This is a genomic window from Paenibacillus sp. Z6-24, assembly GCF_054161335.1.
This window is the reverse complement of sequence record NZ_CP096398.1, coordinates 2,707,037-2,726,678: the sequence shown is the minus strand read 5'-3', so window position 1 is coordinate 2,726,678 and position 19,642 is coordinate 2,707,037. Positions and strand designations below refer to the sequence as shown.

The window sequence follows — 19,642 nt, the reverse complement described above, 5'->3', positions numbered from 1 at the left end:
TTTTTGAAGAAGACAACTTTTTTGTTCCCAGGACAGGGATCTCAGTATACAGGAATGGGCAAACAATGGTACGAGGATTTTTCCGAAGCAAGAATGGTTTTTGAAGAAGCTGAAGACCTGCTGCAAATGAATTTAACGGATCTGTGCTTTCAGTCCGATCTGGCCGTATTAACTCGAACAGATAGTGCACAATTAGCAATATTTGTTTGCAGCGTGGCCATGTTCAGAGTGCTGATGGCACGTAGCTCGCTTCGTCCTGATTATTTGGCCGGGCACAGCCTTGGTGAAATATCCGCATTGGTATGCAGTGATGCACTGGATTTGTCTGAAGGGCTTCGACTTGTTAGAAAAAGAGGAGAATGGATGCAGGAAATAGGTGGACCCGGTATGGGCGGGATGATGGCAGTCAACCGTGTCCATGCCGACAGAGTGGAAGAAATCATCAGTCATATCAATGATGAAGCGCAGCTGCCCGGTATTACAATCGCCTGCTATAATGCTCCGGATCAGGTAGTTATTTCGGGACCTCAAAACAGGCTGGGTTTGCTTGCCAGAGAGGTGGAAAAAGAAAGAGGGATTGTGAATCACTTACAGGTGAGCGCAGCATTTCATCATATTTCCATGATTGAAGTGGCTGAACGACTGCAAAATGAATTGGCAGGTCGGTCTTTTAATAATTTTACATTTCCAGTTATAAGTAATGTTACCGGCCGCCCCTATACACAGTCGTCGGAAATAACAGAAATGCTGCCCCAGCAAATTATCAACCCTGTACGGTGGAGTGATACAATCCGGTTTCTTGTATCCGCAGGAGTAGAGCAAGCTGTTGAAATAGGTCCAAAGCAAGTATTAAAAAAAATAATGAAGCATTATCCAATCACCTCGTATGCCATGGAAAATAAAGCAGATTGGGCTTTTTTACAAGAACAGCACGCTGTAAAAGCAGACAGTATGCAATTTATGCGATTTTGTATCAGTCATTCCCTGTGTACTCCAAACCATAAAAATTTCAATGAAAAAGTAACAGATCAAGCAGCACTGTCCATCCGGACCATGAAGAAAAAGCTTGCAATTATTCATCGGGAAGGCAGAGTTCCTGACCTGCAGGAGAATCAGAAGGCCCTAAAAGAAATGCTGCATGTTTTTCAGGCCAAACAAATTGAATTATCCGAGCGCAATCAGCGCCTTTCTCAGCTGCTTCCGTATTCAGATCATATCGAACTGACCGAGCAAATTAAGGAATATATTATTTTCGACTGACGAAAAATATTTACTCCATATTATTCATTGAGAAAGAAGGTTGGAAGATAATGCTGGAATTCAAGGATATTGATTTCGGTACAGACGATCTGGAAGTAGACATTAAAGAGACAGCTGCACCAAGCAGAGATATCGCTGTTATTGGAATGTCATTTCGGCTACCGGGAGCAAAAACAATCAAACAGTTCTGGGATATATTAAGCCAAGGGCAGGATTGTATTTCAACCATACCAGAGACACGTAAAGAATTACTGGATAAATACTACCACTGGAAAGAAGGGGGACTTCCCGGTTCGTATACGGAAATGGCTTACTTGCCGGAAATTGATAAGTTTGACCATCCATTCTTTGGTATTTCACCGAAAGAAGCCAGCCTGATGGATCCAAATCAGCGTATATTTTTGGAATTAGCCTGGGAGGCAATTGAAGATTCAGGCTATGGTGGAGATCTTTTGAAAGGAAGCCAAACCGGAGTGTATTGTGGATTCTGCCAGCCTGTTGTGGGAACTTATATGGATATGATAAAAAGTGTGGATTCTTCTCTGATTGCCCAGGGAATGATTGGAAATATGCCTTCCATGATTCCTAGCAGGATAGGATATTACATGGATTTTCACGGTCCCAGCTTTTTCCTTGATACGGCATGTTCATCTTCGTTGGTGGCTATCCATCAAGCGGTTCAGGGACTGCGTTCGGGCGATTGCTCTCTGGCTATTGCCGGATCTACCGAACTTGTTATTTTCCCAACCGAGATGGAACAAAAAATGGGCATAGAATCAACATCCAATCGTACCAGATCATTTGATGATGATTCCGATGGTACAGGCGCAGGGGAAGGCGCTGTTGTAATGGTGCTCAAACTTCTCCAGCAGGCGATAGAGGACAAGGATCAAATTTATGGTGTTATCAAGGGAACTGCTGTTAATCAGGACGGTAACTCCATCGGACTTACAGCTCCAAACCCGGCTGCCCAGCAAAGCGTAATTATCGAAGCCTGGAAAGACGCTAGTATAGATCCGGAACATATATCGTATATTGAAGCTCATGGAACAGCAACCAACCTGGGCGATCCTATCGAAATTGAAGGGATCACAAATGCTTTTCGGCAATATACTTCCCGAACGCAATTTTGTGCATTAAGTGCGCTCAAGTCCAATATCGGGCATTTGGGAGCAGCGGCCGGTATTGCCGGTGTGCTGAAGGGCCTTGTATCACTTCAATATAAACAAATTCCTCCTATCGTACATCTGGGCATGCCTAACAGCAAAATTGATTTTGAGAATTCTCCAGTTTACCCCAATGATATATTGAGAGACTGGAATACGGAAAGTGAGCTGCGGAGCTGCGGCGTAAGCTCTTTTGGATTAAGTGGAACGAACTGCCATGTTGTACTTCAACAGGCTCCAGCTGCCAAACAGGCCTTAACGGAGCCAGCTGACCGTCCATATCTGCTCACTATATCTGCCAAATCGATAACAGCTTTGCACAGCCTGATCGAGAGATATATTGAAAAATTGGAACAGGAGAAAAACCTTTCTGTTGCAGATATATGTTACACATCCAACAAAGCAAGAGGACATTATAATTACAGAACAGCTATTACGGGCCAAACGCTACAACAGCTGCTGATAGCTCTGCGAAATCTCCAGACAGAAGAGCATATACAGATAGCACACCCGCTTTCAGCCGAGACAGCGACAAAAATGAAAACGAGCGTAACATTGTACAGACAGCAGGAGATAAAAGATTCCGATCTGCTTAAAGAAATTGCCTGTCTGTACATTCAGGGAGGCATGCCTGATTGGGATCAGCTTTATGAGGGCGAACAGCGGGTTCGCGTACGACTGCCGGTATATCCATTTGACCGTATATCATGCTGGCTGGATATTACTGCGGATGCTCCTCTTCCGACAACAGAATTATCATCTTGCAGCAATATGGAGTCAGTCTACAAAGCGGTAAAACTTACTGGCAGAAGTTCTGGGGTATACAGCCAGCTTGAGCAGATTATAGCGGACAGCTGGGGAACGGCACTCGGGTATACTCAATTGAATATTAATGATAACTATTTCTCACTCGGAGGAGACTCGGTAATCAGTTTGCAAATTGTAAATGATATAGGGTTGAAAATCGGATGTCATGTTTTGATCAGCGATCTGCTGAATCATGGAAGACTTGAGGATATGGCTTATGCACTGGAGCAGAAAATAGTGAACGATGAACCAGTAGAAGTTATTCATATACCAAAAGCTGAAAAACAGGCTTATTATTTGCTAAGCCCGGCTCAGCGCAGGATGTATATTACAAGCATGCTGGAAGGAGCGGGCACCGCCTATAACATTTACGGAGCGTGTGAGTTGAAAGGGCACCTTGATTATGCAAAATTGCAGCGCACACTCAATCAACTGGTAGAACGGCATGAAATTTTTAGAACATCATTTACTATAGTGGACGGAGAGCCAGTGCAGGTTATTCAGGAATCTGCAAGTATTGAAATCCAAATAAAACAGGTGGACAACAATCATTTGAACATAAGAAAGACAGCCGAAGTATTTATTCAGCCATTTGATTTGACCTGTGCTCCTTTACTGCGCTGTGAACTTTTGGCACTGGATGAACAAAATCATATTTTGTTATTGGATATACACCATATTATTTCCGATGGTCATTCGCAAGCGGTGTTTATAGAAGAATTTATGCACATTTATAACGGTGATACATTGCCTGATATTGACCTTCATTACAAGGATTTTGCGGTCTGGCAAAATGAAAAATTAAAAGCGGGTAGACTCGATGAATATCGGTCTTACTGGCAAGAAACATTCAAAAAAAAGCCACCTGTTTTAAATCTACCTTTTGATTATGCAAAGCCGGCCAACCCGTGTTATGAAGGAGATATTGTTAATACGGTTATAGGATCGGATCTGCTGGATAGCATTCTTTTGCAGGCACGCACCTTTAACACTACGCTGTATAATGTTCTGCTGGCCGCCTACAATATTACGCTTATGAAAGTTACCGGACAAAATGATATTGTGATCGGTTCGGCAAGCTCGGGCCGTGAGCACAAAGATTGCGAACGAATGATCGGCATGTTTGTAAATATGCTGCCCATGCGCAATTATCCTGCACAACATAAAACATTTGAGCAGTTGCTCGGGGAAGTCACTTCGAACTCTGTGAAGACTTTTGATTATCAGGCATATCCAATGGAATATATTATTAATGATCTGAATCTTGATCGGGAAAGCAAACAAACCGGCTTGTTTGACGTCACATTTACATTCCAAAATTTCGCCTCATCCGAATTGAAGCTTAATCAGTTAACTGCAAAAACGGTTAATTTCGATCTTGTTCAGGCACCTTATGCCTTATCACTCATCGTATATGAAGCTGACAATGAACTCAGGCTTAATTTTGAATATCAAACAGCTGTATTCAAAAAAGAAACAGTGGAAGAACTGGCCCATCAGTTCATGGAAACCCTTCGGTTTGTTACGGAAGATCCTGCAGAACTGCTGGAGAATCTTAAATTGGCAAGTTTGTTTCATGAAGCAGATACGGCGATTTTGGAGCAAGAGGATACAATATTTCATTTTTAGATGAGTGCATATGAAAAAGGGAGGTACAATAATGGCATCTTCAAAAAGCAGTACATTATTCACCAAAATTGTAATACTGGTAATCCTGTCACTGATTATTGTTAATGTTCTGAATATGGCCATATACATGTTGTTCTCGAGTTATTATACGCATGCCAATGTCGGTTCTGTATCGGGAGAGGAAGCGATTATGGGGATGGTAGTGGGTAACCCGTTATTTCTGGTTTGCACTGCACTGGCCAACATCGTTTTTCTGGGTCTGCTGTTTTGGTTTGCCTATAAAGTGGATAACATTCGCCCGGTTAATTTGTTTGTTAACCGACCGATACATAAGCCGTTAATGCAATTCGGTGCCGGAGTTTTGATTGCTCTGGTGACAATGGTTATATTCGTGGCAGCAGGTATGGCAGCAGGATTATTCGAATTTTCTGCTTCCCAGTCTTTGCAGCATATGGATATCAAAATGGCTGCATTTCTGGGGTGTGGAATCATTTTTAGTGTAATTACCGGATTTTATGAGGAAATCCTGTTCAGGGGATATATATTGAACCGGCTGTTAAAATGGAAACCTGCGTATGCATTATGGTTATCTGCCCTGATTTTTATTGTGCCGGAAATGATGAATAATTTTTATATCGCTGATATTATCGGTATTTTTTTGACAGGGATGTTATTTGGTTATCTTTACATAATTACAGGGTCGATCTTTGTCAGTGCAGGTATTCACTCGACTCTTCACTTTTTACTCTTGAATGTGGTTGCTTTTCAAAAGTATGATTATGGATTGCCTTCTTTATTTGTTTTCCACTCTGAAGCGGTTTATTCATTTATTGGCACTCCAACAGGAATATGTACTGCATTTGTAAATGCTTTATCGTTAGCAGTTTTGTATTTATATAACAAAAAAAGAACTAGAATAATGTTGTCGAAAACTGAAATAAACATTTAAAGGGGGCATTACATTGAGCGGTCCTGATAAAACGGTATGGGTTTTGGGAAATGAATCTTCCCATAAAGACTACTGGGAAAACAGACTGGCACACATAGAATCTGCTACCGGATTTTCGTATGATTACGACAGGTTTAATCAGGAATCAAACCGAAATGAGTATCGACTGTACTGGTCGGCAGATTGCAAAAATAAAATAAATCGGTTAACGGACAAGTCTCCTTACAAATTGCATATGATTGCAATAAGTATTGTTAAAGTACTGCTCTACAAATATACCGGTGTTCAGGACCTGGTAATTGGCACACCGATTTATAAACAAGCAGAAGCCAAAAGAATGCTGAACAGTTTTTTGCCCATTCGGGGAATGGCAGCTGGCGATACACTGTTCAAAGAATTACTTTTACAAACTCGTGAAGCTTTGCTGGAAGCAAACACTCATCAAAATGCACCTGTCGAGTCTATTATGCATAGATTGTATCCGCAGACGGATCTTGGACGCATACCCATGATTGATGTGATGGTCGCTGTTGAACCGATTCAAAATCTTGAGGACCACCGTCAATTGGACTTTCCCTGCATATTTATTTTTGATGAAGAAACAGTAAAGATAGATTATGATTCGGGGCTGTATGATGCGTATACGATACAAAATATAGCAAACAGTCTGGAATATGCTCTCCATGCTGCCGTTTCCTGTCCAGAAACGCCAATCAAATCTCTGCATATTATGCCTTGTGATTCATATGACGGTATTCATAATAACAATGATGAGGAAATGGAACCTGTACCGCTGCATTGTTATTTGGAGCTTCAGGCTGCAGCAACACCTGACCAAACAGCAATCATATCAGGCAGCCATTCCATAACGTACGAAGAATTGCATATGTATGCCAATCGTGTCGCACGCCGTATCCAGAATAAGATCTCACCCAATGACAAATATGTAGGTATTATGATTGAACCATCGATTCACCTGGCAATCGGATTACTGGCTATTCTCAAAGCAGGTAAAGCTTATGTGCCCATTGATCCCAGGTATCCGCAACACAGGCTGCAGCATATTATGGAAGACAGTGAAATTCAGTTGGTGTTGACCCAGGACATGTATACGTCTCGCTTTGAAAATAATGTACACATTTTTAATATGGATAACGAACCGTTAGAGGAAGGGGACGGCAGTAATCTGCTGGATAACGCGGTTTGTTCAGATGATCTGGCTTATCTTATTTATACTTCCGGTTCCACCGGTACTCCCAAAGGCGTTATGATTGAGCACCAAACTATAGTCAAAACTATGCTCTGGCGTCAAAAAGAATATGCTTTTAACAGTCAACATACTGTTTTACAGCTCGTATCTTTTGCGTTTGACGGATTTATTGGAGGGTTTTTTGCTCCTTTGATGAGTGGGAGTACCGTAATTCTCCCACAAAGCGAACATCTAAAAAATGTTCATGAACTGCAGCGCATCATAAGAGATAGTTCAGTTACGCATTTACACAGTGTTCCTGCACTGGCTCAGTTAATTATTGAGTCGATGGACAAATTGGGAGCTGCAGTATTACAGGCCATAACAGTTGGGGGAGATATTACCCCGTTTGAACTGATTGAGCAATGCATGCAACTGAATATTGAATTGATCAATGAATATGGGCCTACTGAAAATACTATTGTAACCAGTATATTGAGAAATATGGAAATTCAGGATCGAAGCTGTATTGGCTGGCCTGTTGCGGATACTATTATTTATATTACTGATCAAGATGGAAACCTGTGCCCACCTGGCGTGAAAGGAGAACTCTGGATAGGAGGAGGACGATTAGCACGGGGATACTGGCGAAACGATGCACTTACAGCAGAAAAGTTCATCCCCAACCCTTTTACCGGAACAGGCAGAGTATATAAAACAGGCGATATGGTTAAACTTAGACAGGATGGGAAATTGAATTTTCTGGGACGTACGGATTCCCAGATCAAAATAAATGGATTTCGTATTGAAACCGGAGAAATTGAACGACGATTGGAATCGTTTAAAGTAATCAAACAAGCTGTGGTTAAAATGGTAGAACAGGCAGATAACACAAAGTCATTATGCGCTTATTACACCGTAAATCAGCCGACAAAAGAATCTGAACTTCATCATTATCTGTCTTTATACGTGCCTGACTATATGATCCCCAAACATTTTGTATTATTGAATGAATTTCCCTTAACCGTAAATGGGAAAATTGATCGAAATATTCTTCCTTTGCCTCAGACTGCAAATATTATGAACAATAAATATATTTCCCCAACAACTTCGATTGAAATACAGATTGAGCGTATATGGTGCAAAGTATTAAACAAAGAAAAGATAGGGATCTATGATAATTTTTTTAGATTGGGAGGAGATTCGTTAAAAGCTATTCGTGCTGCGGGATATTTGGCAGAGTATTTTACAATAGCCATTAATGATGTATATGAGCATCCAACAATTACTGAATTAGCCCTTCATTTGACTCAAATGAAGAATAAAGTATTGGTTGATAATACCCTGGATCAAGAGGTGAAGGATGTTCAGGAATATGGACAATCTAATATTACAACGGCCGGAAATCAGATTGACGAAGCGGAAAATGCCTATATTGCCAAACTTCATTCTTATGCATCCTTATCTTTGGATACTAAAAAGCATTACCAAAATATATTGATTACAGGTGCTACCGGTTATGTGGGGATTTACTTATTAAGACAACTTTTGCAGAGTACATTAAGTACAATATATGTACTGGTTCGAGGACAAACAAAAGAGCAATCTGATACAAGACTCGAAGAAGTATGGAAATTCTATTTTAAAAACTCCTTTGAGGAAGCATGGAGGCAGCGAATCATTGTAATCCCGGGAGATGTCTCTCAGCCACTTTTTGATTTATCGGAGGCTGTTTATAATAATCTTGCCCATAAATGTGATTGTATTATTCATTCCGCAGCCTTGGTAAAGCATTATGGGCATTACAAGGAATTTTACGATACAAATATTCGTGGAACCCGTCATATTATTGATTTTGCACAACTCGGCATTAAAAAAGACATCAGCCATATTTCTACAACTACTATTGCAGATGGGGATATTCATGGTGTTGATCGTATATTGTACACAGAATACGATATGGATCAAGGGCAAAAGTCGAATAGTTATTATTCGCAAACTAAGCTTGAAGCAGAAAAAATGATATGGGCTGCTTCTCAAAATGATCCATCATTGTGCGTGAAAATTTTCAGACTGGGAAATGTTTCATTCGAATACGATACAGGTCATTTTCAAAAGAATATAGATGATAATGCAGTTTGCAATATGCTTAAATCATATATGTTATTAAAGGTTTTTCCTGCATTGACAGAACCCTTACTTAATTTTTCATATGTGGATCAACTGGCAGACTCGATCATAATGCTATTTAACCGAGAAGCGCTAACTAATGAGATTTTTCATATGTATAATCCATATCAGTTAAGTATAAAGGAAATAGGGAATATGTTTCAGCAGCTGGATCACACTATAGAGATCAAGAATATGGATGAGTTTTTGCTCAGTGTGTCTTCATATGTCAAAAACAATGAGAACAGCCATCAACTTGATCGATTGTTAAGCGATATCCTTACACATTCCGGTGAGCATACAACTGAATATGCTTTAAGGAACGATAAAACGGTAATGCTGCTGCAACGAGTAGGGTTTAAATGGCATGAAATGAACGAAGAAGCTTTGAATAAAATGATGAATTACTGGAAAAAAGCAGGTTTTATCCAATAAGTATCCAAATTAGAATAATGAACAATGCAAGAGACAGAATCCCGTTCAGGTTGATTCTGTCTCTGTCTTATGAAAGGAAGGATGAAATCAGATGAGCAAATACAAAATTATGATTATTGATGATGACCCTGATATTGTTGAATTTATCCATATTCTATTGACCAAAGAGCAGTACGAAGTTATCAAGGTTCATCATGCTCGCGAAGCACTTCAACATTTGGAAAAAGAGGATATACGACTGGCTATTCTGGATGTAATGATGCCCGATATGGATGGAATAGAATTATGCCGCCGAATTCGGGAAAATTATCAAATTCCGATCATTATGCTAAGTGCCCGTGCAGAAGATTGGGACAAAGTTATTGGACTCAGTACCGGAGCAGATGATTATATGGTGAAGCCGTTTAGTTCTATTGAACTCATCGCAAGAGTCAAGGCACAGCTGCGAAGATATACATATTTGAACAGTAACCTTCCTGCGGTCGAAACTCATACTATTCAAATTCATGGACTAACAATTGATCCGGCGGCAAGAAATGTGGATTTGTATGGCAAGCCGATCAAATTGACACGTACCGAATATGACATTTTACTTTTACTGGCGCTCCATAAAAACAAGGTTTTCAGCATGGAAGAAATTTTTGAAAAAGTGTGGAAGGAAAAGTATTATACCGGAAATAATACCGTGATGGTTCATATCGCCAGACTGCGCGAAAAAATTGAAGATCATTTGAGAGAGCCTAAAATCATTAAAAACATTTGGGGAGTAGGTTATAAAATTGAAGCTTAGATGGCAGATCGGCATCCGGTTAAAATTTCTCGTTATTTTCGTATCCAGTCTTTTGTTTGCCCTTATAAGCATTACCGTACTGCAGTCGGTATTTGGCAGCAGACTAAATATGCTGACCGGTGGCAGTGATGCATTCGAACAAAAGTATTCCTTCTATTATGTACTTTTATTTTTTATATTGATGACCCTGTTCTTTTATTTGTTTTCCTATCGAATGATGAAAAGAATTCAGCATATTAACAATTGCGTGAACGAGATCGGTAAAGGGAATTGGGATATTCAGCTGCAAACGTCAGCTGCGGACGAAATAGGCAATCTCAGCCGTCAGATTAACCGGATGGTGCATAATTTAAGACAGATGCGAGAAAGGGAGCAAGCTGCCGAGTTATTAAAAACAGAAATGATCGCCAACATATCGCATGATCTGCGAACTCCAATCACTTCACTGGCAGGATATATCGAATTGATCAAAGACGGTGGGAAGGAACAGGAAAAGTATATTGATATTGCGACCCGCAAATGTGAAGAACTCAAAAAGCTGATTCAGGATCTGTTGGAATACTGTACGATCAGTTATCGCGAATATCATGTGAATAAGGAAAAAGTGGAAATCCGTGAATTACTACAGCAGGTCATTATTGATTTTGTGCCTCAATTGGAACAGGCAAATATGAGTTTTCAAATGGAAGCTCCTCCGGCTCCTGTTGTAGTCAATGTAGATATCAAGCTAGTGGTTCGGATGCTTCAAAATATGATTCGTAACTCCATTGCATATGGTGCAAAAGGCGGAAAACTTGATTTTTGTTTGCAGTCCTATTCATCTTTTATGCAGCTGAGCATCACTAATTATGGCGAGGCTATTCCAGAGAAAGATCTGCCGCATATATTTGAGCGATTTTACAGGGGAGAAAAGTCGCGCAGCGCTGATACAGGCGGCAAAGGCATGGGGCTGGCCATTTCTAAAAATATAGCAAAGATGCATGGTGGCGATATTACGGTAACAAGCAGCCAACAGGCGACTGCATTTGTGATTCGGATTCCGTTTTGATTTTCTTAAGAAAGTCGTAAGTATTTCTTTCATTTATAGTAATGACTTTCTTTTAGACTGGACACAAGAGAAAAAACGGGAGGAATTAATAATGCAAAAACTCAAAATGATATGCGTAAAGCCGGTACTTTTTTTTATAATCGCACTCTTGATCATTAATCTGCTGCCTGCCAAAGTGATTGGGGCAGCAGATACAGCTGCCAAAGCAGATCTGGCCGGCACAGTAAACGATTATATGGAAAAAACGATGAAGACACAGCATATTGCAGGTGCCGTTGTAACTATAGTCAAAGATGGAAAGGTTGTTCTAAATCAAGGTTATGGTTATGCCGATACAGCACAGCAAAAAAAGGTAGACCCGGATACGACCTTGTTCCGTATCGGTTCGGTCAGCAAACTGTTTACCGCTGTAGCAGCAATGCAGCAGGTAGAACAAAAAAAGATTAATTTGAACGAGGATGTCAATACATATTTTAAAGACATACAGGTACAAAATTCTTATGCCGAACCACTTACCCTGGAGCATTTGCTTACACAAACCAGCGGACTGGCTGAAAGTGTGGAAGGGATATACAGCGAAGGATTAATAAAAAATCCCAAACCGCTTATAGATACTCTTAAAGAACATCTGCCTCCACTGGAAAGACCGCCTGGAGAAGTGATTCAATACAGCAATTATGGCTATACACTGATCGGTCATCTTGTGGAACAGGTTACCGGCAAATCTTTTGACCGCTATTTGACTGAGCAAATCTTTACTCCTTTGCAGATGAGTCATTCGTTCTACGCGTTATCCCCGGAGAATGTACAATATGCTTCCCGTGGATATGCATACGAAAATGAGAACTTTGCACCACAAGAACCGGGCAGCGTTCTTGTTTATCCTGCTGGTGCCCTGATATCTACGGGAGGGGATATGGCCAAGTTTCTGCTCGCCAATCTGCAAAATGGCACATATAACAACAACCGAATACTGAACACCGATACGGCCAAATTGATGCGGGAAAAACATTTCTCGGTACAGTCTTCCCTACCCGGTTATGGCTACGGATTTTATGAAAATTACCGTAATCCGAATATTGTTATGCACAATGGGGATGCGGATACATTTACGAGTCAGCTGTCCATGTCTCCAGAGCAGCAATTAGGATATTTTGTGTCCTATAACACCCTGGATGATGGGGCACTGCGTGAAGGGCTGGAAGATATCATTTATGGTTACTATAATATTCCATTAACCGGGGGTACACCAATCGATATTCCAACTGGTCTAAAAGCTGAAGATACCGAAGCGCTTAGCGGTTCCTACGTTTTTGCACAACGTCTGTTAGAAGGACCGCTGAAAAGCAGAGGACTGTTTTTGAAAATAGCAATCAAGGATGCCGGAGACGGCAATATTAAAGTACAGGCTTTTGATTCAAGAGTGAGTGGAACGTACGTACATGCAGGAGATCATCTGTATGTTAGCAAGGAGAACGGGCGGCAAATTTATTTCAAACAAGATAGTACAGGTAAACAGTATGGAGTTATCAATATGGATGTACCCCTGCAAACGCTGGAAAAGCTGAATACGAAAGAAATGATAATGGAATATATTGTACGTCCATTTGTATTTGGTATGGCGGCAGTTGGTATGGTATGGGGAATGCTCCGGTTTTTATTCCGTAAAAAAATAAATAGACCTGAAGGATATTCATTAAAGGCAAGAATCATCTCCAACTGGCTGAACATTTTGATTATTTTACTCGGAGTGTGCATAATACTGGTTATGTTTACTTCCAGTGATTCGTTCAGAGCCGTTATACTGATAATCGTTTGGGCCATCAGTGCTGTTATCGCTTTATTATCACTGATTATGCTGCGGTTTGGTATTAAGGGATGGAGTACAAAACAACTGGGCAAATGGAGTGCTGTCTTTTATACACTTTTGTTTTGCTCCTCAGTGGGCGCTGTGTCCTATTCTTACTTTTTGGATCTCTATTAATTTAAGGAGAGATTAATCCCGGTTTTCAGAGTCGTGTAAATCGGACATAAATAATTCAGATAAAATGGTGGTACCGAACAAAAAATGGCTGCATGCTGCCAAAGTGGAATATCTGTCTCACAGCTGTCATAATAAATAAGAGAGTATACACTCATTACAGATTTGACAAGCGAAAGGATCGAACTCAACCATGAACTGGACCAAACCAACAGCAACTGCATTACTGATGACCGCCGTCGTATCCGCTTCCCTGTATTCAGGAGCACCAACTTCGGCAGCTTCAACTACAATCACGCCGACAGCCAAATCGAGCTCTGCCAGCACTTCCGCTTCAAAAACCGCTGCTGCAGACAAAGCTAAAGGGGATCAAAAAGACAAAAAATCCAAATCAAATTCAGCTGCTACCAGCCCATCCAGTAAAAGCAGCACCAAATCTGCTGCATCCGCTGCCGGTACTACGACGGCTACAGCATCTACATATGCAGCATGGACCGGTGTCAGCAAATTAAACCACGAGACTGTTATTCCACTCGTCGTGGAAGCACAAAAAAGATACACTTACACTACTTCCGGCGGAGCATCCGGTACAGCAGCAGGTACGTTTACACTAAGCGGACAGAGATACCGTTATCTTTCCCAGGATATCGGCACCCACAGCAAGCTGCTGGCCTATCTGATGGAGACGTATACCAAGCAAGCCAGCGAGACGTTTATCCAGAAATATTTTGTCCAGAATAACGGCAAAATGGCTCAGCTGGAAGCGGACGGAGGCAGTCTGCTGGAATTCGACCGCGCCACAGCCAAAATGATCAGCATGACAGACACTTCCCGTGTATATCGCCTGACTGTTCCTTATGTGGACAATATCCAACCCGTTAAACGTGTAATGGTGAAGTTTGCACTGGTCGACGGGCAATGGAAAATTAACACTGCATCACATGTACTGTTCTAAATAACATCACTGTTCAGAAAGCACATATCAAGAGCCTGACGCAGCGTGGTCAGGCTCTTTTTCCAGCTTTCCAATCCAGCGAAAATGGTATCCGGGATTGGGCTCGCCTGTCTGCGGGTAAATTGTTGTTGAGACTATTTCGAGGAGGGATCACCATCATGGCAGTATCACTTAAAAAATTAAAAGATCAGGTAATCGTAATTACGGGTGCATCAAGTGGAATAGGTCTGGTAACAGCGAGAATGGCGGCAGCAAGAGGAGCCAAAGTTGTTCTGGCTGCACGTAATGAAGAGGCGATTATCCAGCTGGCGGCAGAACTGCGCGGCAAAGGTTATCCCGCGACCTGGGTGACCGCGGATGTAGGGAAAGAAGAAGATGTAAAACGCATTGCCGAGACAGCGATCCGTACCTTCGGCCGATTTGACACTTGGGTAAATAATGCAGGTGTCTCCATTTTTGGTAAAGCGACCGAAGTGAGCATTGATGATATGAAGCGTATGTTCGATACTGTCTACTGGGGTGTCGTGTATGGCTCCCGTGCAGCTGTGAAGCATTTCAAGGAGCGCCGTGTACCGGGTGCGCTGATCAATATCGGCAGTATTTTCGGCGACCGTGGTGTAGTGATACAGTCCACCTATTCTTCGGCCAAGTTTGCCGTACATGGCTGGACCGAGAATCTGCGCATGGAGCTGGAAAAGGAAAAGGCGCCGGTCTCCGTCACACTGGTTCATCCGGGACGTATCGACACGCCGTATAACGAACATGCTCGCAGCTATCTGGACAAGCAGCCGGCCCATAGAGGAATGATCTACCCGCCCGAAGCGGTAGCAAAAGCGATTCTATATGCAGCCGAGCATCCGAAACGGGATATGTTTGTCGGTTCCCAGGCAAGACTAGGTGCGCTGTTCGGCAACTTCGTACCGCGTGTAACCGATCTAATCTTCGAAGCGGTGATGTTCCGTGGTCAGCAGTCCAAAGACAGACCATCCAACCCGCCGGAAGCTAGTGCTCTGTACCATGCCGGATATGGAATGCATGAACGCGGTACCCATGAAGGACATATCCGTAAAGGCAGTCTGTATGTGGAAGCGACCAAGCATCCGATTATCACAACGCTGGCACTTGCCGGATTGACGACACTGATCTGTGCCTACTCCAAGCGGGGATCGGATCATAATTCACTGACAACACCTGCTGCGGCTGCTCCGCTGGCTCTGGAAGCTGCGCGTGAACATCGCCCAGAACATACAGAATAACAGCAGGCAAGTTCATTGCAGACTGGGTTACAGCAGTATCTACCGAACAACAAGTGAATAGGAAACAAAGATAAAAAGCCGGAGGGGGAATATCCCTTCCGGCTTTTATGCGTGCAGATGATCCAGTGTTGCCTCGTTCTTGATATCAGGTGATGGTCGATATACTGTTTTGTTTCAGGTTCGGGGGTATCGTCAATATGCCGATTTGTTCATAGTTTGGGACTGTCGTCGGTATGTTCCTGCGCTCTCGGGCGTGGATTACCTTCAATATGCAGTTTTCCTTCCGTTACTTCAGTGCCGCCGGTATGCTGCTTGCGGAACTGAGAAGGGGTCAGACCACAGCGGGTTTTGAAGATCCGGTAAAAGTACTTCATATCATGCACGCCGACTTCGGCAGCGATCATCTGTATACTCCAGTCTGTCTCAATCAGCAGTTCACAGCTTTGCATGACACGTACATTTTGCAGCAGCTGGATAAAGGTCTGGCCTGTCGCCTGCTTCAGCTTACGCTGGAGATGACGCGGGCTGATGGAGATCCACTGGCATAGCTCTTCCAGCTTGAGCGGATTACGGTAGTGAGTCTGTACATAATTAGTGGTAAAAGTCACCGGGTCTTCAATCTTCATCGGAGCCGCCGGGTAGCTGAACTGGCTGTGCATATGCATCGTATGCAGCAGTTCCAGCAGTGAAAGGTACAGCTTATATCGATAGCCGGGAGTTGCATTCATCTGATTGAGATGCATGGAATACATAATCCGGGCAAATTCATTATTCTGTTCCCGGTATCCCAGCCAGCGCTCGGTCCTGCGGAAAAATCCGGCAATCTCCTGAAATTCTTCATCCCATGCCAGATTTTCCTGAGTATCACTTGTCATCAGTACTTCCGGCAAAAACATGCAATTCATGATCTGCAGCTGAGCTGGCTGTTTGCTGTCCTGCCGATAGAACATATGATGAATGCCAATCGGAATAAAGAACAGATCGCCTTCAGATACTTCCAGCGATTCCTTGTCGATAAACAGCAGTCCTCTGCCTTCCGATACATAGATAATTTCATAAAACGGATGAGCATGCTGCTGATACGATTGCATGACGTCGATTGTCAGAAAAGAGAGCGGATTGTTATTTTCAAAAGGATGGTCTACCATCTTCAGTTCGGGTGTGGTCATTGGATGTTCTCCTGGATTCATGTCGTGATTGCCCATAACTCTGTCGTCTTTAACTATATTTCAAATTTATAATGTTGGCTACAATAAATAAGTAAGGTTTTGAGCATCACCGCACCGGCAAAGGGCTGGACAGGATGAATCAGCATACCTTCAGCGTGAATAACATTCAAATTTATCGTATACCCTATAGGAGGAAGATCATGACAACAACCAAGCTTATTACCCATTTACCTCAGGAAAAAATGCCTTATCTGCTGCGCAGAGGTGACGGAGACCGTTATCTGTTCGGCAACCAGGTCGCTACGATTATTGCCAACGCAGAGAGCACAGGTGATATTTTCTCTGCAGCAGTTATCGGCGGACCCAAAGGCGAGAGCTTCCCGATGCACAGTCATCCGAATACGTACGAATCCATCTATGTGATGGAAGGACGTGTACAGTTCGTGATTGACGGACAGAGCCATCTGCTGCTGCCGGGTGACTATGCACATATTACACCAGGCACCGAACATGCCTATCAGCTGCTTGGGCACCGTAACAGCTTCATCTCGTACTCGATCTCCGGTGATATTACCAAAGTCTATCCGGCTCTCGGTCAATCGTACGAGTATATCGAGTATCCACCATTTACGGATCATGCCTATTCCGAGGAGCACCGTCGCCAGGCCGAGCAGAATGCGGATATCGTATTCTCTGCCGGCAGCACCGAATTCCCGGCATATGAGCTGGTCAGCAATCATGTCGTACCCGATGAAGTGGGCAACTATGTACTGGAGAGCGGCGAAGGTATCCGCCTGCTGACCGGCGATCAGGTACACCGTCTGCTGGCTACCCAGAAGACGACTGATGGTGCTTATATCGTCGTTGCCAGTGATGGTCCAAAAGGAGATGAGATCGTCTCCCACTACCATGATCATCATACCGAGACATTTTTCTGTACACAGGGCCGTATGACCATGTGGGCCAATGATGAAGAGATTCAGCTGTTCCCGGGCGATTTCCTGCATGTGCCTGCCGGTACGGTTCACTCCTACCGTCTGGATGATCATTTTACCAAAGTCGTGGGGCTGCTCGTCAGCGGATTGTTCGAACCTTTCTTCCGGCTGCTGGGTGACGAATACGAACATTACACGTTCCCGAATAACCCGGGACCGGCGCGTATTGACCGTCTGATGGCGAACATCGACACACTGGATCTGAATGTCGTAGGACCACCGAACTCTCACCAGAAGAAATAATTCAACAAAGGATAAGATGACATATACAGGATATAGGGCTGGTCTCTATATCCTGTAACATCATTCAAGGGTGCATTTAACATGAAAATCATTTTTGTACTGGCATTTGCCATGGTTCTGTCTGTCATGAACTCTACGATGTTCAATGTGGCGCTGCCTGCGCTGCGTGCAGACTTTGGTTTATCCAGCTCACAGGTCAGCTGGGTTGTAACTTCATACATTATTATTTATGCGATTGGTTCGGTTACCTACGGGAAGCTGGCTGACCGTTACAAACTGAAAAATTTGCTTACCTTCGGACTCTGTCTGTTTGCTGTCGGATCGGTGCTGGGCTTTATCTCGTCAAGCTTCTGGATGGTTATTGTCGGACGTATTCTACAGTCGGCAGGTGCTTCCGTTATTCCGGCATCTTCAATGGTGATTCCGATCCGTTATGTATCTGCTGAGAAGCGGGGCAGAGCACTGGGGATTACTTCGTCAGGGATGGCACTCGGCACCGCAATAGGACCAATTATTGCCGGACTGATTACTAGCTTTGCAGACTGGCGTTATCTGTTTGCGATCAGTCTGCTGTCGTTGGTGACCATTCCATTTTTCCGTAAATACCTGGACAAGGATCAGACGCATCCATCTCGGATCGATCTGGTCGGTGGTGTGCTGCTGGCCGGTACGGTTACCCTGCTGCTGTTGGCAATCACTTATACGAGCGGACTGCTCAGTCTGTTGACGATTATCGTGCTGGCTGTATTTATACTGTATATCCGCAGAGCCAAACAACCATTTCTGGACCCGGCGATTTTCCGTAATAATGCCTACACCATTACGATGATTATCGCCTGTCTGGTACTGATCTTCAATCTGTGCGTACCATATCTGATTCCGCAATTACTGAGCAGTGTAAATGGACTGACTTCATTTATTACCGGACTGGTAATGTTTCCGGGTGCTCTGATCGCTGCAATCTTCGGTATTATTGGCGGTCGCATTGCCGACAGCAAAGGCAACTCGTTCCTGCTCGGCATTGCTTTTAGCCTTCAGTTGCTGACCTATGTGTTGATCTCGTTGTTTACCGGCGGATCGTATCTGATCATCATGCTGCTGCTTGTCATTGGTAATACAGGGCTGACATTTGCCCAGGTTGGACTGGCCAATACGGGTATCCCGTACCCTGTCAGGACCACAGGTAGGAGTAGGTATGGGCATGTATATGATGCTGAGCTTTATCTCCGGGGCGATCGGTACAACCGTACTGGGACTGATTCTGGATCAGGCGCATACCGGTTGGTCGCCGAGTGTACTGCTGGGCAGCGGACAGCCAAGTGTATTCAGCATGATTTTCCTTGTGTTTGCGATCTGGATTCTGATCATCTTTGTCGGTTGTTTCCGCTTCCTGCGGCGTGGCGAACGACAGGTCTGATGAGTCTTTGGTTGTAACATCGGCGGATTTTTTGCCAGAATTCCGGGCTGCCGGAGCGGGCAAGACTGCAGAACACTCATATCTTCATATAATCGACCGTAGAAAGGGCCAGGTGAATCTGGCTCTTTTTTGTTTGTTTACAGGAATATTCGGCTCATATCCTGGATTGAAAATTAAGGAAATT

Annotated in this window: 12 protein-coding genes; 11 read left to right on the top strand and 1 reads right to left on the bottom strand. The window is 43.2% G+C overall.

The window, feature by feature from the left end:
* Positions 1-3: 3 nt before the first annotated feature.
* From fabD to M1D61_RS11810, 9 genes are all read left to right on the top strand, one after another.
* Positions 4-1,260, top strand: a complete 1,257-nt coding sequence (gene fabD / locus M1D61_RS11850) for an ACP S-malonyltransferase (protein ID WP_458118711.1) — start codon at positions 4-6, stop codon at positions 1,258-1,260.
* A gap of 50 nt (positions 1,261-1,310) precedes the next feature.
* Positions 1,311-4,862, top strand: a complete 3,552-nt coding sequence (locus M1D61_RS11845) for a condensation domain-containing protein (RefSeq protein WP_458118710.1) — start codon at positions 1,311-1,313, stop codon at positions 4,860-4,862.
* Positions 4,863-4,893: 31 nt separating this feature from the next.
* Entirely contained in the window at positions 4,894-5,811 is a 918-nt protein-coding gene (locus tag M1D61_RS11840) for a CPBP family intramembrane glutamic endopeptidase (RefSeq protein WP_458118709.1), read from the top strand.
* Positions 5,812-5,824: 13 nt separating this feature from the next.
* Positions 5,825-9,604, top strand: a complete 3,780-nt coding sequence (locus M1D61_RS11835; protein WP_458118708.1) for a non-ribosomal peptide synthetase family protein — start codon at positions 5,825-5,827, stop codon at positions 9,602-9,604.
* A gap of 91 nt (positions 9,605-9,695) precedes the next feature.
* A complete protein-coding gene (locus M1D61_RS11830; protein ID WP_458118707.1) occupies positions 9,696-10,394 on the top strand; it encodes a response regulator transcription factor in 699 nt (232 codons plus the stop codon).
* On the top strand, positions 10,384-11,442 hold the full coding sequence (locus M1D61_RS11825; RefSeq protein ID WP_458118706.1) for a sensor histidine kinase: 1,059 nt from the start codon (positions 10,384-10,386) through the stop codon (positions 11,440-11,442). The genes M1D61_RS11830 and M1D61_RS11825 overlap by 11 nt, the downstream gene beginning before the upstream one ends.
* Before the next feature lie 91 nt (positions 11,443-11,533).
* The gene (locus M1D61_RS11820) at positions 11,534-13,426 is read left to right on the top strand and encodes a serine hydrolase (protein ID WP_458118705.1); all 1,893 of its coding nucleotides are present in this window, start codon (positions 11,534-11,536) and stop codon (positions 13,424-13,426) included.
* A 190-nt stretch (positions 13,427-13,616) separates the two neighbouring features.
* On the top strand, positions 13,617-14,378 hold the full coding sequence (locus M1D61_RS11815; RefSeq protein WP_458118704.1) for a DL-endopeptidase inhibitor IseA family protein: 762 nt from the start codon (positions 13,617-13,619) through the stop codon (positions 14,376-14,378).
* 158 nt (positions 14,379-14,536) lie between these two features.
* A complete protein-coding gene (locus M1D61_RS11810) occupies positions 14,537-15,634 on the top strand; it encodes an SDR family oxidoreductase (RefSeq protein WP_458118703.1) in 1,098 nt (365 codons plus the stop codon).
* 209 nt (positions 15,635-15,843) lie between these two features.
* On the opposite strand, the gene M1D61_RS11805 is transcribed toward M1D61_RS11810, so the two are convergent.
* Positions 15,844-16,803 (bottom strand): helix-turn-helix domain-containing protein, encoded by a 960-nt coding sequence (locus M1D61_RS11805; protein WP_458118702.1) that lies wholly within the window; start codon positions 16,801-16,803, stop codon positions 15,844-15,846.
* Positions 16,804-17,003: 200 nt separating this feature from the next.
* Here M1D61_RS11805 and M1D61_RS11800 point away from each other — a divergent pair, with 200 nt between their 5' ends.
* Both M1D61_RS11800 and M1D61_RS11795 read left to right on the top strand, forming a co-directional pair.
* Positions 17,004-18,041: a quercetin 2,3-dioxygenase gene (locus M1D61_RS11800; RefSeq protein ID WP_458118701.1), complete on the top strand. Its 1,038-nt coding sequence runs from the start codon at positions 17,004-17,006 to the stop codon at positions 18,039-18,041.
* A gap of 81 nt (positions 18,042-18,122) precedes the next feature.
* Positions 18,123-19,475 (top strand): MFS transporter, encoded by a 1,353-nt coding sequence (locus M1D61_RS11795; RefSeq protein WP_458118700.1) that lies wholly within the window; start codon positions 18,123-18,125, stop codon positions 19,473-19,475.
* Positions 19,476-19,642 lie beyond the last annotated feature (167 nt).